Source organism: Aeromicrobium sp. REDSEA-S38_B2 (assembly GCF_001628525.1).
In the GTDB taxonomy this organism is placed as follows: Bacteria; Actinomycetota; Actinomycetes; order Propionibacteriales; family Nocardioidaceae; genus Aeromicrobium; species Aeromicrobium erythreum.
Map to the genome: position 1 here is coordinate 56,786 of NZ_LUNH01000005.1, position 23,288 is coordinate 80,073.

Annotated in this window: 21 protein-coding genes and 1 tRNA gene; 12 read left to right on the forward strand and 10 right to left on the reverse strand. The window is 72.6% G+C overall.

The features are described 5' to 3' along the window. Positions 1 to 27: 27 nt before the first annotated feature. A complete protein-coding gene (locus tag A6Q81_RS01155; RefSeq protein ID WP_286689240.1) occupies positions 28 to 1,074 on the reverse strand; it encodes an alanine racemase in 1,047 nt (348 codons plus the stop codon). Continuing rightward, positions 1,071 to 2,219, reverse strand: a complete 1,149-nt coding sequence (locus A6Q81_RS01160; RefSeq protein ID WP_067860733.1) for a lipid II:glycine glycyltransferase FemX — start codon at positions 2,217 to 2,219, stop codon at positions 1,071 to 1,073. The genes A6Q81_RS01155 and A6Q81_RS01160 overlap by 4 nt, the downstream gene beginning before the upstream one ends. Before the next feature lie 99 nt (positions 2,220 to 2,318). Between A6Q81_RS01160 and A6Q81_RS01165 the strand changes: the two genes are divergently transcribed. Further along, positions 2,319 to 3,239 (forward strand): siderophore-interacting protein, encoded by a 921-nt coding sequence (locus tag A6Q81_RS01165; protein ID WP_067860731.1) that lies wholly within the window; start codon positions 2,319 to 2,321, stop codon positions 3,237 to 3,239. A 28-nt stretch (positions 3,240 to 3,267) separates the two neighbouring features. Here A6Q81_RS01165 and murJ read toward each other — a convergent pair whose 3' ends face one another. Both murJ and A6Q81_RS01175 read right to left on the reverse strand, forming a co-directional pair. After that, positions 3,268 to 4,905 carry a murein biosynthesis integral membrane protein MurJ gene (murJ, locus tag A6Q81_RS01170; RefSeq protein ID WP_286689241.1) on the reverse strand — a complete coding sequence of 546 codons (1,638 nt, stop codon included), beginning with the start codon at positions 4,903 to 4,905 and terminating at the stop codon, positions 3,268 to 3,270. After that, positions 4,898 to 6,988 carry a DUF6049 family protein gene (locus tag A6Q81_RS01175; RefSeq protein ID WP_236749895.1) on the reverse strand — a complete coding sequence of 697 codons (2,091 nt, stop codon included), beginning with the start codon at positions 6,986 to 6,988 and terminating at the stop codon, positions 4,898 to 4,900. The genes murJ and A6Q81_RS01175 overlap by 8 nt, the downstream gene beginning before the upstream one ends. A 116-nt stretch (positions 6,989 to 7,104) precedes the next feature. On the opposite strand from A6Q81_RS01175, the gene A6Q81_RS01180 reads away from it, so the two are divergent. The 3 genes from A6Q81_RS01180 to A6Q81_RS01190 all read left to right on the forward strand — a co-directional run bounded on the left by A6Q81_RS01180 (position 7,105) and on the right by A6Q81_RS01190 (position 10,418). Next, a complete protein-coding gene (locus tag A6Q81_RS01180) occupies positions 7,105 to 8,610 on the forward strand; it encodes a CCA tRNA nucleotidyltransferase (protein ID WP_502692798.1) in 1,506 nt (501 codons plus the stop codon). Between the two features lie 27 nt (positions 8,611 to 8,637). Continuing rightward, positions 8,638 to 9,573: a DUF808 domain-containing protein gene (locus A6Q81_RS01185; protein WP_286689242.1), complete on the forward strand. Its 936-nt coding sequence runs from the start codon at positions 8,638 to 8,640 to the stop codon at positions 9,571 to 9,573. Positions 9,574 to 9,725: 152 nt separating this feature from the next. Beyond that, on the forward strand, positions 9,726 to 10,418 hold the full coding sequence (locus tag A6Q81_RS01190) for a hypothetical protein (protein WP_286689243.1): 693 nt from the start codon (positions 9,726 to 9,728) through the stop codon (positions 10,416 to 10,418). 81 nt (positions 10,419 to 10,499) lie between these two features. On the opposite strand, the gene A6Q81_RS01195 is transcribed toward A6Q81_RS01190, so the two are convergent. After that, positions 10,500 to 11,489, reverse strand: coding sequence for a hypothetical protein (locus A6Q81_RS01195; RefSeq protein WP_286689244.1), 990 nt, complete (start codon positions 11,487 to 11,489; stop codon positions 10,500 to 10,502). 209 nt (positions 11,490 to 11,698) lie between these two features. On the opposite strand from A6Q81_RS01195, the gene serS reads away from it, so the two are divergent. Together serS and A6Q81_RS01205 are read left to right on the forward strand one after the other, a co-directional pair. Beyond that, on the forward strand, positions 11,699 to 12,967 hold the full coding sequence (serS, locus tag A6Q81_RS01200; protein ID WP_253021366.1) for a serine--tRNA ligase: 1,269 nt from the start codon (positions 11,699 to 11,701) through the stop codon (positions 12,965 to 12,967). Beyond that, entirely contained in the window at positions 12,964 to 13,749 is a 786-nt protein-coding gene (locus tag A6Q81_RS01205; RefSeq protein WP_083516508.1) for an HAD family hydrolase, read from the forward strand. The genes serS and A6Q81_RS01205 overlap by 4 nt, the downstream gene beginning before the upstream one ends. Positions 13,750 to 13,755: 6 nt before the next feature. Here the strand turns inward: A6Q81_RS01205 and A6Q81_RS01210 are convergent, their stop codons facing one another. The 3 genes from A6Q81_RS01210 to A6Q81_RS01220 are packed head-to-tail and all read right to left on the reverse strand — an operon-like array spanning position 13,756 to position 15,920. After that, complete coding sequence (locus tag A6Q81_RS01210; protein ID WP_067860715.1) at positions 13,756 to 14,310, reverse strand: HTH domain-containing protein; 555 nt, start codon at positions 14,308 to 14,310, stop codon at positions 13,756 to 13,758. A 35-nt stretch (positions 14,311 to 14,345) separates the two neighbouring features. Next, the gene (locus tag A6Q81_RS01215; RefSeq protein ID WP_067860713.1) at positions 14,346 to 14,897 is read right to left on the reverse strand and encodes a bacterial proteasome activator family protein; all 552 of its coding nucleotides are present in this window, start codon (positions 14,895 to 14,897) and stop codon (positions 14,346 to 14,348) included. A gap of 51 nt (positions 14,898 to 14,948) precedes the next feature. Further along, the gene (locus tag A6Q81_RS01220; RefSeq protein WP_286689245.1) at positions 14,949 to 15,920 is read right to left on the reverse strand and encodes an NAD(P)H-quinone oxidoreductase; all 972 of its coding nucleotides are present in this window, start codon (positions 15,918 to 15,920) and stop codon (positions 14,949 to 14,951) included. Positions 15,921 to 16,772: 852 nt separating this feature from the next. Here A6Q81_RS01220 and A6Q81_RS01225 point away from each other — a divergent pair. From A6Q81_RS01225 to A6Q81_RS01250, 6 genes are all read left to right on the forward strand, one after another. Continuing rightward, on the forward strand, positions 16,773 to 18,233 hold the full coding sequence (locus tag A6Q81_RS01225) for a cryptochrome/photolyase family protein (protein WP_286689246.1): 1,461 nt from the start codon (positions 16,773 to 16,775) through the stop codon (positions 18,231 to 18,233). A gap of 90 nt (positions 18,234 to 18,323) precedes the next feature. Next, positions 18,324 to 19,118: a carbon-nitrogen hydrolase family protein gene (locus tag A6Q81_RS01230; RefSeq protein ID WP_286689247.1), complete on the forward strand. Its 795-nt coding sequence runs from the start codon at positions 18,324 to 18,326 to the stop codon at positions 19,116 to 19,118. Further along, positions 19,115 to 20,179, forward strand: a complete 1,065-nt coding sequence (locus A6Q81_RS01235; protein WP_067860707.1) for a hypothetical protein — start codon at positions 19,115 to 19,117, stop codon at positions 20,177 to 20,179. Before A6Q81_RS01230 ends, A6Q81_RS01235 begins: the two co-directional genes overlap by 4 nt. Before the next feature lie 50 nt (positions 20,180 to 20,229). Continuing rightward, a tRNA-Ser gene (locus tag A6Q81_RS01240) sits at positions 20,230 to 20,317 on the forward strand. Positions 20,318 to 20,597: 280 nt separating this feature from the next. Further along, positions 20,598 to 21,002: a hypothetical protein gene (locus A6Q81_RS01245; RefSeq protein ID WP_067860705.1), complete on the forward strand. Its 405-nt coding sequence runs from the start codon at positions 20,598 to 20,600 to the stop codon at positions 21,000 to 21,002. 38 nt (positions 21,003 to 21,040) lie between these two features. Beyond that, positions 21,041 to 21,652 (forward strand): TetR/AcrR family transcriptional regulator, encoded by a 612-nt coding sequence (locus A6Q81_RS01250; RefSeq protein WP_067860703.1) that lies wholly within the window; start codon positions 21,041 to 21,043, stop codon positions 21,650 to 21,652. 4 nt (positions 21,653 to 21,656) lie between these two features. Here A6Q81_RS01250 and trhA read toward each other — a convergent pair whose 3' ends face one another. Next, positions 21,657 to 22,310: a PAQR family membrane homeostasis protein TrhA gene (gene trhA / locus A6Q81_RS01255; protein WP_067860701.1), complete on the reverse strand. Its 654-nt coding sequence runs from the start codon at positions 22,308 to 22,310 to the stop codon at positions 21,657 to 21,659. Between the two features lie 37 nt (positions 22,311 to 22,347). Beyond that, the gene (locus A6Q81_RS01260; protein ID WP_067860699.1) at positions 22,348 to 23,280 is read right to left on the reverse strand and encodes an alpha/beta hydrolase; all 933 of its coding nucleotides are present in this window, start codon (positions 23,278 to 23,280) and stop codon (positions 22,348 to 22,350) included. Positions 23,281 to 23,288: the final 8 nt, after the last annotated feature.

A 23,288-nucleotide genomic window follows, 5' to 3' on the forward strand; every position in this document is an offset into this window, starting at 1 on the left:
CGCCGCGTCCGCGTCGTGGGCGGGAGGTCAGTCCAGGACGACCCGGTCGAACGTGGCCGTCGTGAACCGCACGGCGCAGCGCACGTCGTCGCCGACGGCCGGCGCCGTGGCCGACGCGGGCAGCAGCACCTGCGACGCGTGCATGTGCGGGGGCTCGGCGAACCAGCGCTGCCGGCCGTCGACCGTGAACGGGCTGAGCATGAGGCCGGCGGCCTCGAGGCTGCCCTTGGCGAGGGTCTTGCCCCGCTGCACCACGCCCGCGCTGGAGCGCGGCGCCTCGAGCCCGACGCCGTGGCTGGTGCCGCCGGAGATCACCAGCAGGTAGCCGTCGCGGGGGACCGCCCGCTGCCGGTAGCCGACCCGCTCGCCGCGGGAGATCCGGTGCACGTCGAGCACCTTCGCGCGCACGTCGAGGGCGCCGAGGTCGCCGAGCCACAGCGACGTGCCGACCCGCGGGCGCACGGTGAGCCCGGGCCGGCGCTCGCGCAGCTGACCGAGCTCGCCCGGACTGAGGTGGGAGACGTAGAAGGTCGTCGTCTCGAGCTGTGACGCCTCCAGCGCCGCCGCCCACGACTCCGCCTCGGCCAGGTTGCTCCCGGTCATCGGCAGGTGGGCGGCGAAGCCGACGACCTCGAGGCCGCCGAGCGCAGCCACCGCGGCGGCGAGCTCGTGCCGGTCGAAGCCGTGGCGCGCCATCGACGTCTCGCCCTCGACGACCACCCGCGCACCCGGTGCGCGCTCGGCCAGCGCCGCCACGTCGGCCACCCGGCCCACGGTGTGCACCACGCGAGGATCGGCGAGCGCCTGCTCGACCGCAGCACCGTCGAGGAACGGGCGCCACGGGCCGAGGACCATCACGTCGCCCTCGAACGCCTCGAGCGCCTCCGGCACCTCCGCGTAGACACCCACCGCGACGGTGTCGGCGCCGAGCGCCGCGCTCTCCGCGGCCAGCCGGTCACGACCCAGCCCGTAGCCGTTGCCCTTGATCACGGGCACCAGCCCCGGCAGGCGCTCCGCCGCAGACTTCAGGTGACCGCGCCAGCGCTCGACGTCGACGTGCAGCTCGAAGGTCATCCTCGTCTCCTCATATATGCCGTGAAGGCGGCGTACAGGGGGCGGTTGAGGGGGAGGTCCCACTCGCCGAGGTACTCGACCGCCTCGCCCCCGGTGCCCACCTTGAACTGGATGAGGCCCACGTGCGGGTCGTCCGGGTCGAGCGTGTCGGTGATGCCGCGCAGGTCGTAGACCGTGGCGCCCGCGGCGAGCGCGTCGCGCATCATCTGCCACTGGACGGCGTTGGACCCGCGCACCTCGCGCTTCGCCGACGTCGACGCGCCGTAGGAGTACCAGGCGTGCGTGCCCACGCGCACGAGCGTGGTCGCCGCGACGAGGTCGCCCTCGTGGTGCGCGAGGTACAGGCGCATGCGGTCGGGGTCCTCGCCCGTCAGCGCGTCCCACATGGTCAGGAAGTACGACAGCGGACGCGGCGTGAAGTGGTCGCGCTCGGCCGTCTCGACGTACACGCGGTGGAACGCCTCCAGGTCGTCGCGGCCGCCGAGCGTCACGTCGACGCCCGCCTTCGCGGCCTTGCGGATGTTGCGCCGCCACAGCTGGTTCATGCCGGCCAGCACCTGCTCCTCGGTGCGGGGCGTGCCGTCGGCGTCGGCCAGGGGCAGCCAGAAGTTGTACTGCGGCTGGCCCGCGCTGAACCCGCCCTCGGTGGCGAGCCGGCGCCAGCCGAGGTCCTGGAGCCGGTCGGCGACGGCGAGCGCCGCCGCGTCGTTCACGTCGGCCGGCACCTCGCCGAGCGTGCCGAGTGCGGGGTCGGCCACGGCGGCCTTCACGGTGGCGGCGTGCCAGCGGCGGGTCACGACCGGCGGTCCCATCCGGATGCCGAACGCCTTCTTCGCCTTCAGGTGCGCGGCCAGCGGCTCCAGCCAGGCGCCCAGGTCGGCACCTGCGTCGACCCACGGCAGCACGGGCCCCTCCGGCAGGTAGGCCAGGTAGCGCCTGACCTTCGGCACCTGGCGGTAGAGGACCAGCGCGGCACCCACGACCTGGCCGGACGCGTCGATCCAGCCGACCGACTCCGACCCCCACTCGGCCTTGACCTGCGCCCACGCGGGCGTCTGCAGGAAGGAGACGGAGGGTCGGCCGGCGACGAAGTCGAGGTGCTCCTCGCGGGTGATCGTGCGGACGGTCACGGGGGAGGGGCTCACCCGGTCGAAACTACCAGCGCGACGTCCGGGGAGCAGGGTCAGTTAGGCTAGCCTAAGCATCGCCACATACCGTCGTCGTCCCGCCCGGGGAGGAGAACCATGAGCGAGGTCCCACCGGTCTGCCGGGCCACCGTCGTGCGGAAGGTGCGGCTGTCCGCGCACCTCGTCACGGTCACGCTGCGGCCGGAGGACTTCACCTCCACCGGCGTGCCCGACGAGTACGTGCGGCTGATGATCGCCCCGGAGGGGGCCGAGCTCGCGATCCCCACCTACGACGAGAACTGGGTCATGCGGGTGCCCGAGGGCGCCGTCGAGCCCGCCGCCCGCGTCTACACGATCTCCGACCACCGGGTCGTCGACGGCGTGCCCGAGGTCGACATCGACATCGCGGTGCACGACCACGGCGTCGGTGCCGACTGGGTCAGGCGCTGCGTGCCGGGCGACGAGGTCGGGATGATGGTGCCGCACGGCCTGTACGCCGCGCCGGCCGACACCGCCTGGCAGCTCCTCGTGGCCGACGTCACCGGGCTCCCCGCGCTCGCCCGCATCCTGCGCGACCTGCGCCCCGGCCAGCGGGTCGAGGCGGTCGTGGTCCTCACCGACGACGGCGACCGCATCGCCCTGCCGAGCCCGGCCGACGTCGACGTGCGCTGGGTCGTCGTCGAGCGCGAGACCGACATCTGCGGCGCGCTCGAGTCGGCCGTGACCGAGCGTGGTCTGCCCGCCGCCGGCGAGGCGACCGACGACGTGCCGCTCAGTCGGTACGTGTGGCTGGCCGGCGAGGCGCGAGCCAGCCGCGCGGCCCGCAAGCTCCTGCGACGCACGCTCGACTGGCCGCAGACCGACTTCTACACCTGCGGCTACTGGCAGATCGAGGCCGAGAAGTGGAACGCCCGCTACGAGGAGGTCGCGGCGGAGGTCGGCGAGAAGGCCCGCCAGGCCTACCTCGAGCTGGCCGAGACCGACCAGGGTGCCTACCTCGACGCCATCGAGGAGATCTACGAGAAGGCCGGCCTCTAGCCGGCCGTGCTCCTGAGGTCCTGGCCCGTCAGGCGCCGCGGCCGCGCAGCGAGCGGACCAGGTGCGTGAGCTCCTGCATGCGGGTCAGGCGCGTGCCCACCAGGTAGGCCGCGGCACCGAGACCACCGGCCACGACGAGCGTCACGAGTGCACCGACGGGCTCGCCGCGGTCGAGCCCCACGGCGTCGAGGGCGGCCACGGAGCCGAGCATCGTGCCGACGGCCAGGGCCAGCGAGATCAGCAGCCGGACCGCGAAGACGCGCGTCTCGCGGTCGACCAGGCCGCCGAGCCGGCGTGACAGCAACGTCGCCGAGACGGTCGCGCCGACGGCGTAGGCGATGCCGAACGACAGTGCGAGCATCGGTGCCACGTGTCGCGGCTCCACGTCGTGGGTGAGGACGAGCGCGGCGACGATGTTGGTCGCGGCGACGACCAGCTGGACGAAGAACGGCGTCCGGGTGTTCTCGTCGGCGTAGAAGCCGCGCAGCACGAGGTAGTGGATGGTGAAGGCGACCATGGCCGGCGCGAACGCGGCGACGGCGAGGCCGATGGCGTCGGCGTTCGGGCGCAGGGTCGGCACGAAGCCGAGCACGCCGGCCGCCGACCAGCCGAGACACCCGACGGCGGCGGCGAGCGGCGCGATGATGGCGAGCGTGACCCGCAGGGTGCGCTGCAGCTCCAGCGCCATGCGGTCGTAGCGGCGCTCCGAGGCGAGGGCCGAGAGGGTGGGGATGATGGCCGTCGCGAGCGAGACCGTGATGACGCCGTGCGGCATCTGGCTCACCAGGAAGCCGATCTCGTAGACGGCCGACCCGGTGGCCGCGGTCCCCTCGCGCTCTCCGGCGAGCGTGCCCTTCACGCCGAGCCGCTGGATGACGATGAACGCGACCTGGTTGGCGGCGATGAAGCCGAGCGTCCAAACGCCGAGGCGCAGCGTGTGGCCGAGGCCCACGCCGCGGAAGTCGAACCGCGGTGCGTACCGGAACCCGGCCTGCCGCAGGAACGGCACGAGCACCAGCGTCTGCACGGCGATGCCGAGCGTCGCGCCGCCGCCGAGCAGCAACGCCTGGCCGGTGGAGAAGCCACCCTCGCCGCTCGAGGCGCCGTACAGCACCAGGTACACCGCCAGGGAGCCGATGGCCACCAGGTTGTTGACGATGGGCGCCCACATCATCGGCCCGAACTTCTGCCGCGCGTTGAGCACCTGCCCGACGAGCACGAACGCGCCGTAGAAGAACACCTGCGGCATGCACAGGTACATCAGCAGCTGCGCCGACTCGCGCTGCGCCTCGTTCCGGGCGGAGAACAGCTCCCCGTCGAACACCACGTGCATGATCAGGGGCACGAGGAGGGTGAGGGCCACTGCCGCGACACCCAGGACCAGCAGTCCGAGCGTGATGACGCGGTTGGCGTACGCGTCGCCACCGTCGGCGTCGTTGCGCATCGCCCGGACGAGCTGGGGCACGAGCACGACGTTGAACACGCCCCCGGCCACCAGGATGTAGAGCGCGTTCGGCACCGTGTTGGCGTTGTTGAAGAGGTCGGCGTTCAGCGCGGTGCCGATGGTCGCCGCGAGCATGAGCAGGCGGCCGAAGCCCGTGACCCTCGACACGACCGTGCCGATCGCCATGCCGGCACTCGCGCGGGCGACGTTGCGCTCAGCCATCGGTCGGGGTCTCCTCGGGGGTCGTGGCGGCGGCCCGTCGGCCACGCAGGAAGCGTCGGCCGAGCGCGAACAGGACGAACAGCCCCGCGGCGCCCATCAGCGCCCACAGGGCCACGCCCACCCGGCTCGACCGCACGTTGAAGGAGTCGGCGCGGCCCACCGCGGTCCCGTCGGGCGAGATCAGCTGCGCCGTCAACGTCGACGAGGTCTGGTCGCCGACGTCGACCTGCACCGTGACCGTGCGTCGCTCGCCGGCCTCCACCTGCACCGGGGCGACGTCGGGGATGCGCAGCGCGGGGTTGCTCGCGCTGATGCGCACGCCGACCCGTACGGCGGTGTCGGTGTCGTTGCTGACCGTGAGCGGGAAGCTCCCTTCGGCGCTGGAGAGCGTGATGGCGGGCGGACCCTCGACGGCGAGCCGGCCCAGCTCCGAGCGCACCCGACCGAGCGCGCCCGTGGCTGCGCGCAGCCCCTCGGCTCGGTCCGAGCGCCAGGCGGTCGACAGCAGACCCGCCGAGGTGCGGTCGGTGCGGGCGGCGAGGTCGTCGCCCTCGACGGCGAGGCCCGCCAGCACGCCCCCCTCGCGCGCCAGCTGCTCGACGGCCGTCACCTGCGCCTGCGAGAGCGGCCGCGCCTCCGCGGTGCTCGCGACGTCGCCTCCGTACGCGGCACGACGGGTCGTCATGAGGTCCTCGAGGTCCTCCGGCGAGACGAAGTCGGGGTCGAAGGCGCCCGCGAAAGCGTCGTCGTCGGTGTCGCCGGGGTTCCAGCGCGGGTCGACGAGCACGAACGCGTCCGCCTTGGACTCCGCGTCGCCGCTGCGCTCGAGCGACGCCAGCGCAGCCTCGCTGAGCAGCCGCTGGCGCAGCGTCGCCACCGTCGCGCCGCCGGGCACCCCGACGTCGAGCCCGGCGTCGACGAAGAGCGGTACCGGCCCGCTCTCGGACCGGAGGGTGACGACGGAGCCGAGCCGCGGCTCCCAGTCGGGCACGGCGTCGCGGGTGACGATGACGGGTCGGTCGCCGCTGCCGCGCACCTGGTCGATCAGCTCCGCCGTCGTGCCCCCTCGCGTCGGCCACGTGACGCGGCGACCCGACACCTGGAACTGCGCGAGGGCCGACGACGTCGCCCGCTCGATGGTGCCCATCAGCCGGTCGTGGGCGTCGGAGCGGCTGAGCGCCAGCCAGTCGGGCCGGGCGTAGCCGAGCGTCCACGTGGCGACCCGTCGCGAGAGGCCGGTGAGGTCTTCGACGAACGTGCGCGCGGCCTCCCGCTGAGCGTCGTCGAGACGCACGTCGCGCGGCAGGCGCCGACCCTCGGCCAGGTCGTCGACGGCCACCAGCAGGGCGGGGTCGAGCACGAGCGACGTGCCGCCCGAGGGCGCGGAGAGGGCCTGGTCGAGCAGGTTGCGGAGCTGGCCGCCCGGCGCGACGCGCTCGGCCAGACCGGGGGCGTCCATCCACGTGCCGGACGGGCCGAGGCGGTCGGGCAGCACGAACGGCCACACCAGGCCGCCCGGCACGCGCGTCGAGTCGCGGTCGAGGCGCGGCAGGAAGGTGGTGGCGCGGGCGATCGCGGCGTTGTCGCGCGTGCCGTCCTCGGCCGTCGCGAGCACCTGGACGCCCACCGGGTAGACGCCCTCGGCGTCGGAGACGCGCAGCTGCGCGTAGGGCACCCGCACGCGGAACGGTCGGGTGCTGCCGGGGGCGAGGGTGCCGACCTCGTCGATCGAGTCGAGCTCGACGACGCGCTCGCCGGTGTAGCTGGCCTGGCTCTCGACCGCGTCGCTCACCTGCTGGCGCGTGGTGAACGGCGTCCGCGCGATCACGAGGTAGGCCTGCGCCTTCGTCCAGCGCTCCTTGCCGCGGTTGGTGATCGTGCCGGTGAGCGTGACGGTGGCGCCGTCGCGCAGCTCCGTGGGGCTCACGCCGGTGATCCGCACGGCCACGTCAGGGTCGACGGCGGCCTGGGCGGGCGCGGCGACGGCGACCGTCAACGAGCCGCCGAGCAGCATCGCAAGGGCGCACGCGACCAGGCGGACCAGAGCTCCCGGGCCCGGACGCACACGTCGGGCCGGGTTCATCACCCGCCCATCGTAGTGGTCGGGCCCTACCGGTCCGGCCACCTCGACCGCGCGTGCTGCGGTCGTCGCAGCACGGCCCCGGGCCGCGCGGGTGCGGCGCACTACACTCGGGGCCCGTGTCCGCCCCCTCCTCGTCCTACGACGCCTCCGCCGTGCGCGCTGCCGCCGACGCGGTGTTGCGCGACCACCCCGTGCTCGCCGAGCTGGGCGGTCTGTTCGCGACAGCGGGTCACGAGCTGGCGCTCGTGGGCGGACCGGTGCGCGACGCGCTGCTCGGACGTCGGGTCAGCGACCTCGACCTGACGACGTCGGCCCGACCCGACGACGTCGAGCGTCTCGTCGCGGGTTGGGCGGACGCCGTGTGGGACGTGGGCCGCGAGTTCGGCACGCTCGGCCTGCGCAAGGGCGACGACCAGATCGAGATCACGACGTACCGCACCGACGCCTACGACCCGACGTCGCGCAAGCCGCAGGTGGCCTTCGGCGACACGCTGCAGGGCGACCTGTCGCGCCGCGACTTCACGGTCAACGCCCTCGCGCTGCGGCTGCCGTCGGCGGAGTTCGTCGACGAGTTCGGTGGACTCGGCGACCTCGCCGCCGGGGTGCTGCGCACGCCGGTGACGCCCGAGCAGTCCTTCAGCGACGACCCGCTGCGCATGATGCGGGCGGCCCGGTTCGTCGCGCAGCTCGGCTTCGAGGCCGACGCGGCCACGACGGCGGCGATGACCGCGATGGCCGAGCGGATCGAGATCGTGTCGGCCGAGCGGGTGCGTGACGAGCTGGTCAAGCTCGTGTGCGGGCGCGAGCCCGTGGCCGGGCTGCGGCTGCTCGTCGACACCGGCCTCGCCGAGCACGTGCTGCCCGAGCTGCCGGCACTGCGACTGACCGCCGACGAGCACCACCGCCACAAGGACGTCTACGAGCACTCGCTGACCGTGCTGGAGCAGGCCGTCGAGCTGGAGCACCGGCTCGAGCAGCGTCCCGACTTCGTCGTCCGGTTCGCCGCGCTGGTGCACGACATCGGCAAGCCGCGCACGCGTCGCTTCCTCGACGACGGCACGGTGACGTTCCACCACCACGACGTGGTGGGCGCCAAGATGACGCGCAAGCGCATGAAGGCGCTGCGCTTCAGCAACGAGCAGATCGCGCAGGTCGGCCTGCTCGTGGAGCTGCACCTGCGCTTCCACGGCTACGGCTCGGGGGAGTGGACCGACGCCGCCGTGCGCCGCTACGTCCGCGACGCCGGCGACCAGCTGGAGCGGCTGCACATCCTCACCCGCGCCGACTGCACCACCCGCAACCGGCGCAAGGCCCAGCGGCTGCAGCGCACGTACGACGACCTCGAGCGCCGCATCGAGCAGCTGGCCGCGCAGGAGGAGCTCGACGCCATCCGGCCCGACCTCGACGGCAACCAGATCCAGCAGCTCCTCGGCATCGGCCCGGGCCGCGAGGTCGGCGAGGCGTACCGGTTCCTGCTCGACCTGCGCCTCGACCGCGGACCGCTGGGCGAGGACCTCGCCGCCGAGGCGCTGCGCGCCTGGTGGTCGGCCCGGTCCGGACCTCCCCTCCCCGGCGGGGCGACGATCGGTCAGGACGCGCCGACCCGGCGGGCCTACCCTTGACCCCATGACTGCAGCGGGAGCCCTCTGATGGCCGGCGGACTGGTCGCCCTCCTCGACGACGTCGCCGCGCTCGCGCGCCTGGCGGCCGCGTCGGTCGACGACGTGGGTGCCGCGGCCGGCCGGGCCAGCGCCAAGGCGGCGGGCGTGGTCGTCGACGACGCCGCCGTCACCCCGCGCTACGTGCAGGGCCTCGACCCCAAGCGTGAGCTGTCGGTCATCGGGCGCATCGCGCGGGGCTCGCTGGTCAACAAGCTCGTCATCATCCTGCCCGCGCTGCTGCTGCTCAGCCAGTTCGTGCCGTGGCTGCTCACGCCGCTGCTCATGCTCGGCGGCGCCTACCTCTGCTTCGAGGGTGCCGAGAAGCTCTGGGAGAAGGTGGCGGGTCACGCGACGACCGAGGAGCCGCGCTCCGTCGGCGGCGCCGACCAGGAGAAGGCCGTCGTGAGCAGCGCCGTGCGCACCGACTTCATCCTCTCCGCGGAGATCATGGTCATCGCGCTCAAGGAGGTCACCGACGAGCCGTTCGTGTCGCGGGCGGTCATCCTCGCCGTCGTCGGCGTCGGCATCACCGCGCTGGTGTACGGCGTGGTCGCGCTGATCGTGAAGATGGACGACGTCGGTCTCGCCCTCACCGAGCGGTCGTCGTCGGCAGCACAGTCCCTCGGGCGGGGGCTCGTGAAGGCGATGCCGAAGGTGCTGGCCACGCTGGCCGCCGTGGGTGTCGTGGCCATGCTGTGGGTCGGCGGGCACATCCTGCTGGTCGGCACCGACGACCTCGGGTGGCACGCGCTCTACGACCTGGTCCACCACGTCGAGGAGGCCGTGCACGACGCGGTCGCCGGCGGCCTCGGGTCCGTCCTGGCGTGGCTGACGAACACGTTCTTCTCCGCCCTGCTCGGGCTCGCGGTCGGCGCGGTGGTGGTCACCGCGCTGCACCTCGTGCCCCGCCGCAGGCCGCACTGAACGGCACGGTCGCAGGCGGCACTGAACGGCATGGTCGCAGGCGGCACTGAACGGCACGATCGTCCAGGTCCGACCCCCTCCGGTGGTCGAGGCGTCTTCCGACGTCGCTAGGGTCCCGTCTGGGAAGATCCACCAACATTCGGGAGACCATCGTGACCATCCGTCGCACGTGCACCGCCGCCGTCGCCACCCTCGCCCTGCTGGGCCTCGCTGCCTGCGGGTCCGACGATGAGCCGCAGGCCGAGTCGAGCAGCTCGGCCTCCGCGAGCTCCTCGCCCAGCGCCGAGGCGACCGAGGAGCCGACGTCGACCGAGGGTGCGCCCGCCTGGGCCAAGCCCGTCACCACGCCCGGCACGAAGATCGGCACCGTGAAGGCCGGAGACGTGACCGTCGACGTCTACCAGGTCGGTACCACCAAGGCCACGAAGACCGGCAACTTCGTGGACCCGAAGGACAACAAGCCGATCATCGCCGTGGGTGACGAGATCGTGTTCGTCAACTACGTCGTCACCAACACCGGCGACCCCGTCGACCTCGGCTCCTCGCTCGTCGACGTCTCGGCGCGCTACGTCGACTGGCCGTACCTGCAGGGCATGGACGGCATCACCGACAACGACCTCTACGAGGCGCAGGACGTCCAGACCTCCGGCGTCGCCCCCGGCGCCTTCGTCGAGCCCTCCGTCTACACCCTCGGGAAGGGTGAGACGTTCTCCTACGGCGAGAACTTCCGCTACGAGAAGGGCACGAAGCTCGAGGTCAAGGTCACCTACACCCCCGTCGACGCCGAGGGCGAGCTGCTCCACGACGACCGCGTCGAGGGCGAGGGCTCGGCGACGATCTCCTGACCCCCCAAGCGGTAGGTAGCGCGCGGAATGCGGACCAGCGGTAGGTTGCGCGTGCCACGAGGGACGCAGACCGCGCGCCACCTACCGCCTGGCCGGGGGAAGAGGGCGGGGACCGGCCGGCGAGAGCCGAGGCGCCAAGGTCATGGCACGAGCCACGGGAAGCGTGAGGGAGTCGGTCGCTGCGCCGAACGTGGGCGCAGGACCGTCGTAGCCGCGCTCGACCAGAGCCTCGTGGATCCGACGGATCATCGTCCGGGGCATGGCGTACAGCTCGCGGGTGATCTGCACGTAGGCGGCGTCGAGCGAACGGATCCGTCGGTACCGGTCGATGTCGGCCACGTACTGGTGTCGGTCGACCTGGTGGTGCAGGCCCTCGTACTCCGCGGCCAGACGCCAGGTGCGCCACCACCAGTCGACGATCGCCACGAGTCGATCCCTGTCGCGTACCTCGGCGTTCGACTCGGGGCGGGGCAGGCCTGCGGCGTGCATCCAGGTACGGATCCTCGACTCCTGCGGTGATCTCGAGCCCGGGTCCAGCAGCGGCCACACCCACCACGCCTCCGGCACGCCCTCGCGCCAGTGGTCCCTCGTGCAGAACTGCCGGAACCGCTCGGTACCCACTCCGTGCTCACGCCGCAGCCAGTCGCCGGCCGCCACGGCGTCGAGCAACGAGAGCGTGCGACACGCCTCCATCCAGGCCGCCAGCGGGGAGACGAGGCGACCGCGATGCTCCGGCATCACGTCCGTGCGATGGATGAAGACGTCCGGAGACGTGCGGTGCAGGTCGCGGGCCACGACGAGCTGCAACGGCCGATGCGGTCCGATGTCGAGTCCGAGCTGTTGCAGCCGGGTGACTCCGGTGAGGCAGGCATCGTCCGGTGCGTACAGGAGGGCAGCCTGGTGCCAGTCGGGTTCGGACATGACGTGCGTGCGCACGACCCACACGCGCGGCAGGAGTCGGCGGTAGGCAGCGCCGCGCAGTCGGTCGTGGGTGACGCCGACGGCGGCCGCGTCGTCGACGTGGAACGGTCCGCGGAGGAGGGCCTCGGGAATCTGGGCTGGTCTGGGCATGCGTCCACTCGACCGCGCGGCGAGCGGCAGGCACAGGCCGCGACGGCTGGCTGTGGACGGCGGGTCCGCAAGCACGGGCCGGCGTCATCGGCGGTGGATGAAGCGCGGTGTCGCAGCCTTGGAGCGCGCGAGACCTACCGGAGCGCGGAGTTCCGCGTCCTACCTACCGCTGAGGGGGAGAGCGCGGCCGGCACGGATAGGCTGACGGGGTGATCGACGCCAGGCTCCTGCGAGACGACCCCGAGTCCCTCCGAGAGGCGCAGCGGCGCCGCGGGGAGGACCCCTCCCTCGTTGACGCGCTCGTCGCCGCCGACGAGCGACGTCGCTCGACCATCGCCGCGTTCGAGGCGCTGCGCAGCGAGCAGAAGTCGATGGGCAAGCAGGTCGCGCAGGCGCAGGGCGAGGAGAAGCAGGCGCTCCTCGCGCGCACCAAGGAGCTCAGCGCGCAGGTCAAGGCCGCCGACGCCGACCAGACCGCGGCCGGCGAGGAGTTCACGACGCTGCTCAAGGCGCTGCCCAACCCGGCACCCGACGCCCCGCCCGGTGGCGAGGACGACTTCGTGGTCCTCGAGGAGGTCGGAACCCCCCGCGACTTCGCGGCGGAGGGCTTCGAGCCGCGCGACCACCTCGAGCTCGGCACGCTGCTCGGCGCGATCGACGTCGAGCGCGGCGCGAAGGTGAGCGGCTCGCGCTTCTACTTCCTCACGGGTGTCGGCGCGCAGCTCGAGCTCGCGCTCACCCAGCTGGCCATGTCGAAGGCCGCCGAGTGGGGCTTCACCCCCATCATCCCGCCCGCGCTCGTCAAGCCGCAGGCCATGGAGGGCACCGGGTTCCTCGGCCAGGCAGCCGACGACGTCTACCACCTCGAGAAGGACGACCTCTACCTCGTGGGCACGTCGGAGGTGCCGCTCGCGGCGTACCACTCCGACGAGATCCTCGACGGCCCGCGCCACTACGCCGCGTTCAGCCCCTGCTTCCGGCGCGAGGCCGGCTCGCACGGCCGCGACACGCGCGGCATCGTGCGCGTGCACTGGTTCGACAAGGTCGAGATGTTCGTCTACACCTCGCTCGAGGAGTCCTACGCCCAGCACGAGCGCATCCTCGGCTTCGAGAAGCAGTGGCTCGACCTGCTCGAGCTGCCCTACCGGGTCATCGACGTCGCCGCCGGCGACCTCGGCCTCTCGGCGGTCCGCAAGTTCGACTGCGAGGCGTGGATCCCCACGCAGGGCAAGTACCGCGAGGTCAGCTCCGCGTCGAACTGCACGCAGTTCCAGGCCCGGCGCCTCGACATCCGCAACCGGCTCGACGACGGCGGCACGGAGCCGACCGCCACCCTCAACGGCACGCTCTGCGCCATGCCGCGCATCATCGTCGCGCTGCTCGAGAACGGGCAGCAGGCCGACGGCTCGGTGCGTCTCCCCGCGGCGCTGCACCCCTTCCTCGGCGAGGTCCTGCAGCCGGTCGGGGCGCGCGCATGACGAGCTGGCGTCCGAAGATCGTCGCGCTCGACGTCGACGGCACGATGGTCGACTGGGAGAACCGGATGACCGACACGGTGCGCGAGGCCGTGCACGCCATCAAGGACTCCGGCGTCCACGTCGTCATCTCCACCGGTCGGGCCATCCCCGGCGTGCTCGACGCGGCCCGCAACCTACGCCTCGACGACGGCATTGCCGTGGCCAGCAACGGGGCCGTCGTGCACACCTACTCGCCCGTCGAGGTCGTGCACACGGTCACCTTCGACGCCAGCGAGGCCGTGCGCCGCGTGCTCGAGCACATCCCCGACGCGCTCGTCGCCGTCGAGGAGGTCGGCACGGGGTACCGGATCAGTGCGCCGTTCCCGGAGTGGGAGATCGACGGCACCGTCACCATCCAGACGGTCGACGAGCTCGTGGCCGAGCCGGTCACCCGCGTCATCATCCGCGCCCCCGAGCACGACGTCGAGGAGTTCGGCCGGCTCGTGCACGGGCTCGGCCTCAACGAGGTGAACTACAACATCGGCTACACGGCGTGGCTCGACATCGCCCCTGACGGCGTCTCGAAGGCGTCCGGCCTCGAGGTCGTCTGCGAGCGGCTCGGCGTCGACCGGGCCGACGTGCTCGCCGTCGGTGACGGCATGAACGACTACGAGATGCTGCGCTGGGCCGGACGCGGCGTCGCGATGGGCCAGGGCTCGGACGAGCTGAAGGCCGTCGCCGACGACGTCACCGGCACGGTGCTCGAGGACGGGCTGGCCACCGAGCTGCGCCGCTGGCTGTAGGTCGTCTCAGGCGAGGCGCGCGGCGTCGAGCGTGTCGAACGCGTCGAGGACGTCGTCGACCGTCGGCACCCGGCGGGGGCTGGGCGCGACCTGCACGTCGGCCTGGGCGGCCTCGGCGCGGGCCCGGCGCAGGTGACGCTTGATGGTCGACGTCGAGCAGCCCAGCCGCTCGGCGAGCTGCTGGCAGGTGTCCTTCGGGTGCGTGGTGCGCGCCGTGAGCACCGCCTCGTGGCTCACGGGGCCGGCGCCGCTGCGGGCGGGGCCGTACGAGCCGGTGGGTGTGGCGTCGACGACGATGCCGAGGCTGTCGCGGATGGCGGCGCGGTCGGCCTCGGTGGTGCAGGCGACGAAGCCGGACACGTCGACCTCGACGACCGCGCGGTAGAGGCAGTCGACGAGCATGGGGCAGCCGGCGCAGCGGCGGTGCGCCTGCGCCAGCACCTCGCCCATCCCGGCGCGGCTGGCCGCGTCGAGCTCGTGCGCGCCGAGGTACAGGCGCTCGTCACGGAAGACGGGCTCCCGGGTGCACGGAGGCGCGTCGATGTCGGTCACGATGGTCATGGGTCCCTCTCCCGTTCGCATCCTTTGGCGACACCCTAGAGGTACATGCCTCCCGTGGGAGCCGATTGCGACGAATCGGTACTTTGGTCACCTTCGGTGCCGTTTGACTGCGGAAGTGCCAGCCTCATGTTCTGGAACTGCGCCTGGGCCTGCACCTGCTGCGCGTAGAGCGCGGCCTGGATGCCGTGGAACAGCCCCTCGAGCCAGCCGACCAGCTGTGCCTGGGCGATCCGCAGCTCCGCGTCGGAGGGCGCCTCGTCCTCGAACGGCAGGCTGAGCCGCTGCAGCTCGGCCACCAGCTCCGGCGCGAGCCCGTCCTCGAGCTCCTTCACCGACTGGCGGTGGATCTCGCGCAGACGGACGCGGCTGGCGTCGTCGAGCGGGGCGGCCTTCACCTCCTCGAGCAGCTGGCGGATCATGCCGCCGATGCGCATGACCTTCGCCGGCTGCTCCACCAGGTCGCCCAGCGCGGTGCCACGCTGCTGCGGCTCGACGTCGCCTCCGGGCGCCGCCGAGCCGTGCACGGGGGAACCGTCGGGGCCGATCACCTGGGGCGGGATCGCGGACTCACGGGGAGCATCAGTCATGTCTCCACCCTAGGAGAGCACGCCGACACGCACCCCTCGGCCGCGCGTCGCTCAGAGCGTCAGCAGCACCTTGCCGGTGTGCGAGGAGTCCTCGAGCAGCTGGTGGGCGTCGCGCACCTGCTCCAACGGCAGGCGTGCGTGGATGATCGGGCGCACGGTGCCCTCGGCCACCAGGGGCCACACCTGCGCGACCATCGCCGACACGATCGCCGCCTTCTCCTGCGTCGGCCGTGCCCGCAGCGACGTCGCCATGACCGCTGCACGCTTCATGAGGAGCCGGTTGAGGTTCAGCTCGCCCTTGACGCCGCCCTGCAGGCCGATGACGACCAGCCGGCCGGCCGTGTTCAGGGCGCGGACGTTCTGGTCGAGGTACTTCGCGCCGATGATGTCGAGGATGACGTCGGCCTTGAGCCCCGCCTCGTCGAGTGCGTCGACGAAGTCGGTCTCGCGGTAGTTGACGACCAGGTCGGCGCCGAGGTCGCGGCAGAAGGCCGCCTTCTCCTCGCTGCCGACGGTGACCACGACCCGCGCGCCGAACGCCTTCGCCAGCTGGATCGCCATCGTGCCGATGCCGCTCGCGCCACCGTGCACCAGCAGCGTCTCGCCGTGCTGCAGCTTGGCCATCATGAACACGTTCGACCAGACGGTGGCCGCGACCTCCATGAGTCCGGCCGCGTCGACGAGGTCGATGTCGCGCGGCGCCATCGCGACCTGCCCGACCGGCACCGCCACGTACTCCGCGTAGCCACCACCGGACAGCAGCGCCACGACGTGCTCGCCGACCGTGTACTCGCTGACCCCCTCGCCCAGCGCGACCACGTCGCCCGAGCACTCCAGGCCCAGCACGTGCGTCGCACCCTCCGGCGGGTCGTAGAACCCCTGCCGCTGCATCAGGTCGGCCCGGTTGATGCCTGCTGCGGTGACCCGCACCAGCACCTCGCCGGGCCCCGGCTCAGGCGTCTCGACGTCGACGACCTGCAGGGCCTCGACCCCACCCGGCTCCGGAACCACGACAGCACGCATGCGTCCGAGGCTAGCCGCGCCGTCTCGGGTCCGCCTCGGCGGTCACGGGTCGGACGGGGGTGACGGGCAGGCGGGGCGACTCGTCGTGCTGCTGCGCTGCCTCGGGGGTCTCGTCCTGCTGGTGCGCTGCCTGTGAGGTCTCGTCGTGCTGGTGCGCTGCCTGCGGGGGTCTGGGCTTGCCGCTGCGCTGCCTGCGAGGGTCTCGTCGTGCTGGTGCGCTGCCGCGGCTTCCGCTGGGGGTGGTCTCCGAAAGGGCCTCGACCGGGCGGCTGGGCGGTCGGCGGCTCGGGTTCTCGGGCTGCGGCTCCCGCTGTGGACGCAATCTTCTGCGTTCGTGCGTCGGAGGTCGAAGGCTCCTGCGTTTGCTACGGGATCCCGTCGTGAACGCAGAAGCGTTGGACCTCAAGCGCACAAAGGAAGAATCGTGGGTGCCCTTGGGGGTGGGGTGGGCAGCGCTTCTCCCTTCTCGTGGCACGGTCCACGAGAAGGGAGAATCTCTGCCACGTCTGACCCCGTCGGCGGTGGATCTGCCACCTGGACAGCGCTGGGAAGGTGGCAGATCCACCGCCGACGGCGATTCGGTGGCAGACCCACCGCTCGACCCGCAAGACCAACGCACAGCCCGAGACCCAAGACCAGCGCGGTCGCGAGCTGCCCGCTCGAGGCCCTTTCGGAGCGCAGGACGAGTCGAAGCCGCGCCAGCGCAGCCCCACCCGATCACGAAGCCGCGCCGGCGCAGCCCCACTCGAGACAGAAGCCGAGCCGACGCAGCCGCAGGACGAGAGCTCGCGCGCAGAGCCACCCCACCCACTGGACAGGCGGGCCCCCGCACCCCGCCCTAGCGTGGACGTCGTGAGTCGACGCGTCCGTCTGGTGCTGCCCCACCAGCTGTTCCTGAAGCACCTGGAGGCGCCGTCGGGCACGACGTTCGTGCTGGTCGAGCACGACCTGCTCTTCCGGCAGTACGCGTTTCACGCGCAGAAGCTGGTGCTGCACCGGGCGTCGATGGAGCGGTTCGGGGAGCGGCTCGCGGACGCCGGTCACGAGGTCGTGCGGGTGCGGACCGACGGGCGGACGACGAGCCGGGCGGCGCTGGCGCGTGAGCTGCGGTCGGGCGACGAGGTGAGCGTGTACGACGTCGTCGACGACTGGCTCGAGCGCGACCTCGAGGCGTGCGCCGACGACGTGGGCGTCGAGCTGGAGTGGCTGGAGACGCCCTGCTTCCTCACCACGCGCGAGCAGGTGCGCGAGCAGCTCGGTGGCAAACGTCCACGCATGCAGCACTTCTACGCGTGGCAGCGGCAGCGTCTCGACGTCCTCGTCGACGGCGACCAGCCCGTCGGCGGGAAGTGGTCGTTCGACGAGGACAACCGCAAGAAGCTGCCGAAGAGCGTCGACGTGCCCGACGTGACACGACCCGAGCGGACGGACGTGGTCGACGACGCGATCGCCTGGGTCAAGCAGGCCTTCCCCGACGCGCCCGGCGACATCGACGCGTTCGCGTGGCCCACCGACCACGACGAGGCCGCCGCGATGCTCGAGCAGTTCGTCGAGGAGCGGCTCCAGACCTTCGGCCCCTACGAGGACGCGATCACGACCCGGTCGGCGACCGTGTTCCACTCGGTCCTCACCCCGGCCCTCAACATCGGCCTGCTCACCCCGGCGCAGGTGCTGGACCGGGTGCTCGCGCACGCCGACGACCACGACGTGCCGCTGGCGTCGCTCGAAGGCTTCGTCCGCCAGGTGATCGGGTGGCGCGAGTACATGCGCGGCGTCTACGTCACGCACGGACGGCGGATGCGCAGCACCAACCACCTCGGCCACACGCGGTCGCTCGCGAGCGGCTGGTGGGATGCGACGACGGGCCTGGCGCCGGTCGACGTCGTGCTCGAGCGTGTCCTGGAGAGCGGCTACGCGCACCACATCGAGCGGCTCATGGTCGTCGGCAACGCGATGTGCCTGATGCGCATCGACCCCGACGACGCCTACGAGTGGTTCATGGCGCTGTTCGTCGACGCCTACGACTGGGTGATGGTGCCCAACGTGTACGCGATGAGCCAGTTCGCGGCGGGTCCGCTCGTCACCACGAAGCCGTACGTGTCCGGGTCGGCGTACCTGCGCCGCATGTCCGACCTGCCGAAGGGCGACTGGTGCGAGGCGTGGGACGGCCTCTACTGGACGTTCGTCCGCGACCACCTCGACGTCTTCGCGACCAACCCGCGCTCGCGCATGATGGCCCGCTCCTACGAGGGCATGGAGCCTGCGACGAAGGCCGCGCACACCCGGGCCGCCGCGCCGTTCCTGCGCGACTGACGCCCGGCTTTGCAGGGCTCACCGGCACCCGAAGGTGGTCGGGAACCGGTCTCATCCCGCTCTCAGTCCGCCCCTGTCACACTGGACGGCATGCGTGTGGCGGCTGTGCAGGTGGCGTCGACGATCGACTCCACCGCGAACCGGGACCTCGTCGAGGCCCGCCTGGCCGCGCTCCCCGCCGGCCTCGACCTCGTCGTCCTTCCCGAGGCGACCATGCACGACTTCGGTCCAGTCGACCACGACCTCGCCGCGGTCGCCGAGCCGCTCGACGGACCCTTCGTCGCGACGCTGGCCGCGCAGGCCCGTCGTCTGGGCGCGACCGTCGTGGCCGGCATGTTCGAGCAGACCGACGACCTGCCCTACAACACGCTCGTGGTGCTGGGCGCCGACGGCGACCTGCGCGCCACGTACCGCAAGATCCACCTCTACGACTCCTTCGGCTACACGGAGTCCTCGCGGCTGCGCGGCGGCGACGTCGAGCCGGTGGTGGTCGACGTCGCGTCGGCCGACGGCTCGTCGACGTCGGTCGGGCTCATGACCTGCTACGACCTGCGGTTCCCCGAGCTGGGTCGCGCCCTCGTCGACGCCGGTGCCGAGCTGCTCGCCGTGCCCGCCGCGTGGGTGGCGGGCGAGCACAAGCTGCACCACTGGCGCACGCTGCTCACCGCCCGAGCGGTGGAGGACGTCGTACCCGTCGTCGCGGCCGCGCAGGGCGGCGAGCGGTACACCGGGCACTCCCTCGTCCTCGACGCGTGGGGCACTACCCTCGCCGAGGGGGATGCAGGAGAGGACGCCGTGGTGACCGCCGAGATCGACCCCGCCGACGTCGCGCGAGCGCGCGAGGTCAATCCGTCACTCGCCAACCGACGGATGGGTCAGCGGTGAGTCGCACGCACGCCACGAGCAGCGGCGGACGCCGTCGGCTCGACGCCTCGGTACCCGTCGACTACGACGTCCCGGTCCGTCAGCCGCGTCTGGAGTCGCCGACCGCCACCCGGTACGCGTTCGCGGCCACGATCGTCGCGTGGGTCGTGGGCGTGCTGGCCGCGGGCTCGTCGCTCGTGGCGGTCGCGCACCCGCAGTGGATCGAGCGGGTGGGTGCGGCGCTGCTGCTCGTCGTGTTCAGCATCGGCCTGACGCACCGCGGCGGTGGCCACATGCGCATCTGGACGGTCGCGTCGTCGGTGCTGGCCGTGGCGGCGGTGGCGACGGGCGTGAACCTGCTCGTGGCCTCGGCGGCGGCGGTGTCGGCGATCCTCGCGAGCGTGTGGGCGGTGGTCGCGACGAGGCCGGCACGCACCGCCGTGGGTGCGGTCAAGGAGTTCGCGATCGCGCTGGTGGTGGCGTTGAGCGGCACGGTGGCGGTGGCGGCGTGGAACGCGCCGGTGGCCTACCAGCGGTTCAACCTCGTGGTGCTGGCTGCGTCGCTGACGGTGGCGATCGCGTTCGTCTGGAACCTCGGCGCCGGTCTGCACGGGCTCGGCAAGCAGAACCTGGCGATCATCTCGGGCGTCGCGATGGTGCTGGTGGTGCTGCTGGCGTACTCCAGCGTGGTGCGCACGCACGGTTCGGAGTCGTTGGTGGAGGGCATCTCGAACGCTGTCACGTGGATGCGGGAGACGGTCGGCGGGGTGCCCCGGCCGGTCGAGGTCTTCATCGGCTTCCCGGCCCTGATCGTCGGGGTGTCGTTGCGGTCGAAGCGGCGCGACGGCTGGTGGGTGCTGGTGTTCGCGGTGCTGGGCACGGGCGTGCTGACGACGTCGCTGGTGTCGCCGGGCGCGTACCCGTCGTACATCGCGCTGTCGACGGCGTACTCGGTGGTGCTGGGCGTGCTGGTGGGCCTGGTGGCGCGGTTCCTGCTGGTGCGCGAGCGCGGGTCGCGGTCGTCGCGGGTGCTGATGCCGACGCTGCGCTCGGAGCCTGGCCGGATCGCGCCGCTGAAGTAGTGCGAGAATCGGCGGTGGCGCCGCCCCGGTCCTGACCTGGCGGCTGCCGTGGAGGGGTGCCGGAGTGGCCGATCGGAACCGCCTTGAAAGCGGTCGTAGCGAGAGCTACCGCGGGTTCGAATCCCGCCCCCTCTGCCACCGGCGCGCAGCGCCCACTCGCAGAGGGCTCCGGATTCGAGGAGGAGCCGCTGGGGGCACCTCCCGCTTGCGGGGGCGGAACGAGCGGCGACGGAGTCCCGCCCCCTCTGCCACCGGCGCGCAACGGGCCCACGCTGAGCCGTTGCCGAGTGGTCTCGATACGCGGCCAGCGGGAACTGCCGGAGGCTCTATCTCTTGAGTGTGACGTTTCGGGCCCCGAACACCACGAATCGGGCCCCAAACGTCACACTCAGCGGGGTAGGGCAGACTGAAGGACCTCATGACCACCTACCGCCTCGACCGCGCCCCCGCTCTCGCCGTGGTGGGGGTCGTCGTGGTCGTCGCGGCGGTCACGGGCTTCGTCGCGTTCGTGGCGACGTCGGCGCTCGCGGGGGTGGTCACGGTGCTGCTGCTCCTCGCGGCGGTGGTGCTCGTGGCGCGTCCGCCCGTGGTGGCGAGGCTCGACGCGCACGGCATCCGCACGCGCCGGGCGCGGGAGCGCTGGGTCGACGTCGCCGACGTGTCCGTGCGCGACGGCATGCTGCTGCTCGCGCTGGGCGAGGAGGGGGCGGACCAGAAGGCGCTGCGGCTCTCGCTCGCGACGGTGGGCGCGCGGGCGCCGGAGCTCGTGCGCGAGGTGTACGACCGGCTGAACACCGCGCACGGCTACCGTCGCTTCGAGTGACACCGGTCGCCCCGTCCGTCGAACGGTAGGTTCGTCCCGTGCCCTCGACGTCGAAGCCACGCTCCCACTACGCACGCGGCCACCAGCGGCGCGCGGAGGTCGTCGCGGCCACGGTCGAGGTGATCGAGCGGCAGGGCATCGAGGGCGTCACCCACCGGTCCGTGGCTGCTGCCGCGGGGGTGCCGCTGTCGACGACGTCGTACTTCTTCGACTCCCTGGACCACCTGATCGGCGAGGCCGTCACCAAGATCGCCGAGGACGTCGTTGCCGGTGCCGACGCGCTCATCGTGCAGCTGCGGGACGCCGAGGGCGGTTCTCGACGCGAGGTCGTGGAGCGGCTCATCGAGCTGATGTCGGTGCAGCGTCCCGGTCCGCTGGTCGCCCAGTTCGAGGCCTACCTCGCCACCACGCGCCGACCGGAGCTGCGGGCGGCGGTGCAGCGCATCGTCGGCGTGTACGAGGACACCGCCGTCGCCGTGTTCGAGGCGCTGGAGGTCGACGAGCCGCGGCTGGCCGCGCGTCAGCTCGTGGCACTGCTCGACGGACTCGCCCTGCTCTCGGTCGCGGCGCCGCGGCCCGACGACACCGAGGTGCGCCGCGACGCGTTGCGGCGGCTCGCGGCCGTGCATCTCGGCCCCGACTGGGAGTGAGCGGTCAGCCCAGCACGAGCAGGCTGATCGCCACGTACTGGCACGTCCAGGCGGCGATCGTGAACGCGTGGAAGACCTCGTGGAAGCCGAACCACGCCGGCGCGGGGTCGGGCCGCTTCGTCGCGTAGACCACGGCGCCGAGGGTGTAGAGCACGCCGCCGGTGGCGATGAGCACGCCCGCGGCGACGTCGACGCCGAACACGCTGCCGATGAACGGCGCGATGCTCCACCCGAGCACCACGTAGAGCAGGGTCGACAGCCACCGCGGCGCGTCGATCCACAGCAGCCGGAAGCCGACGCCGAGCGCGGCGCCCACCCACACGACGGTGAGCACGGTGGCGCGCTGCCAGTCGTCGAGGGCGGTCACCGCGATAGGGGTGTAGCTGCCGGCGATGATCAGGTAGATGTTCGCGTGGTCGGCCCGCTTCAGGCGACGTTCGACGACGGGCGACCACCGGCCGAGGTGGTAGGTGGCGCTGGTCGCGAACAGCACGAGGCCGGTGAGCCCGTACACGGCGCTCGCCCAGCCGGTGTCGGCCGCGGGGGCGAGGGCCACGAGCACGATGCCGGCTGCGAGCACGAGCGGGGTGGCCGTGGCGTGCAGCCAGCCGCGCAGCCGAGGCTTCGCCACCCGCGCGACGACCTCGGCCACTGGCACCCCGCCGCCTGCGGCACGAGGAGTGCTGGACGACCGGTCAGCCACGAGGGTTCTCGGCCAGGCGTGCGGAGACGTGCCGCCGAGCGGCCTTCGACTCGGGCAGGAACGTCACGGCCGGGAACACGTGGAACCCGCCCGCGGCCTCCACCAGCGAGACGTCGACACCGGCACGACCCGCACGCTCAGCCAGGTCGCGGCAGTCCTGCAGGAACAGGTCCCGGTCACCGACGACGAGGGTGGTCGGGGGCAGCTCGTCGAGGTCCGCGAACCCGGGGCTCACGAGAGGGTCGCGCGGGTCGGTGCCGCCGGCCCAGAGCCGCCCGGCGTGCTGCAGGCCAGGCACGGCGAGGGACGGGTCGCGCGGCTCCACCTGGCCGACCCCGGGGTTGGACATCGTCACGTCGAGCCAGGGCGCGACGAGCACGAGGTGGTCGGGGACGGTCCTGCCCTGGTCGCGCAGGGCGAGCGCGGTGGCGAGCGCGAGGCCACCGCCGGCGGAGTCGCCCGCCCACACGACCCGTGGCCCGTACCTGGCGCGCACCGCGGCGTCGACGTCGAGCATCAGCGGTACGACGGTGGCGGCGGTGCCTGCCGGGGCGAGCGGGTACAGCGGCGCGACGACGCGCGCGTCGTTCTCGGTCGCCAGCGCGGCGATGAGGTCCCAGTGCTGCACGACTGGCGGGTTCACGTACGCGCCGCCGTGCACGTAGACGATGGTGCGGCGGGGGTCGGGACGTCGGGAGTCGACCACCTCCAGGCACCGCACGTCGGCGAGGGTCGTCTCGCGGAACCCGTACCGAGCCGAGTGGCGCCGGCGTGGCGCCGGCACGCCACGCGCGCCGTTGCGCCGACGGTCGTGCTCCGTCTGCTCGGCCGACCCCAGCACGCGCTTGGTGCCGCGCGCGGCCAGGACCTGGCAGACGAGGCGCATCCGCCATGACGGGGAGGAGCGCAGGAGGATGGTGTCCATGGACTCAT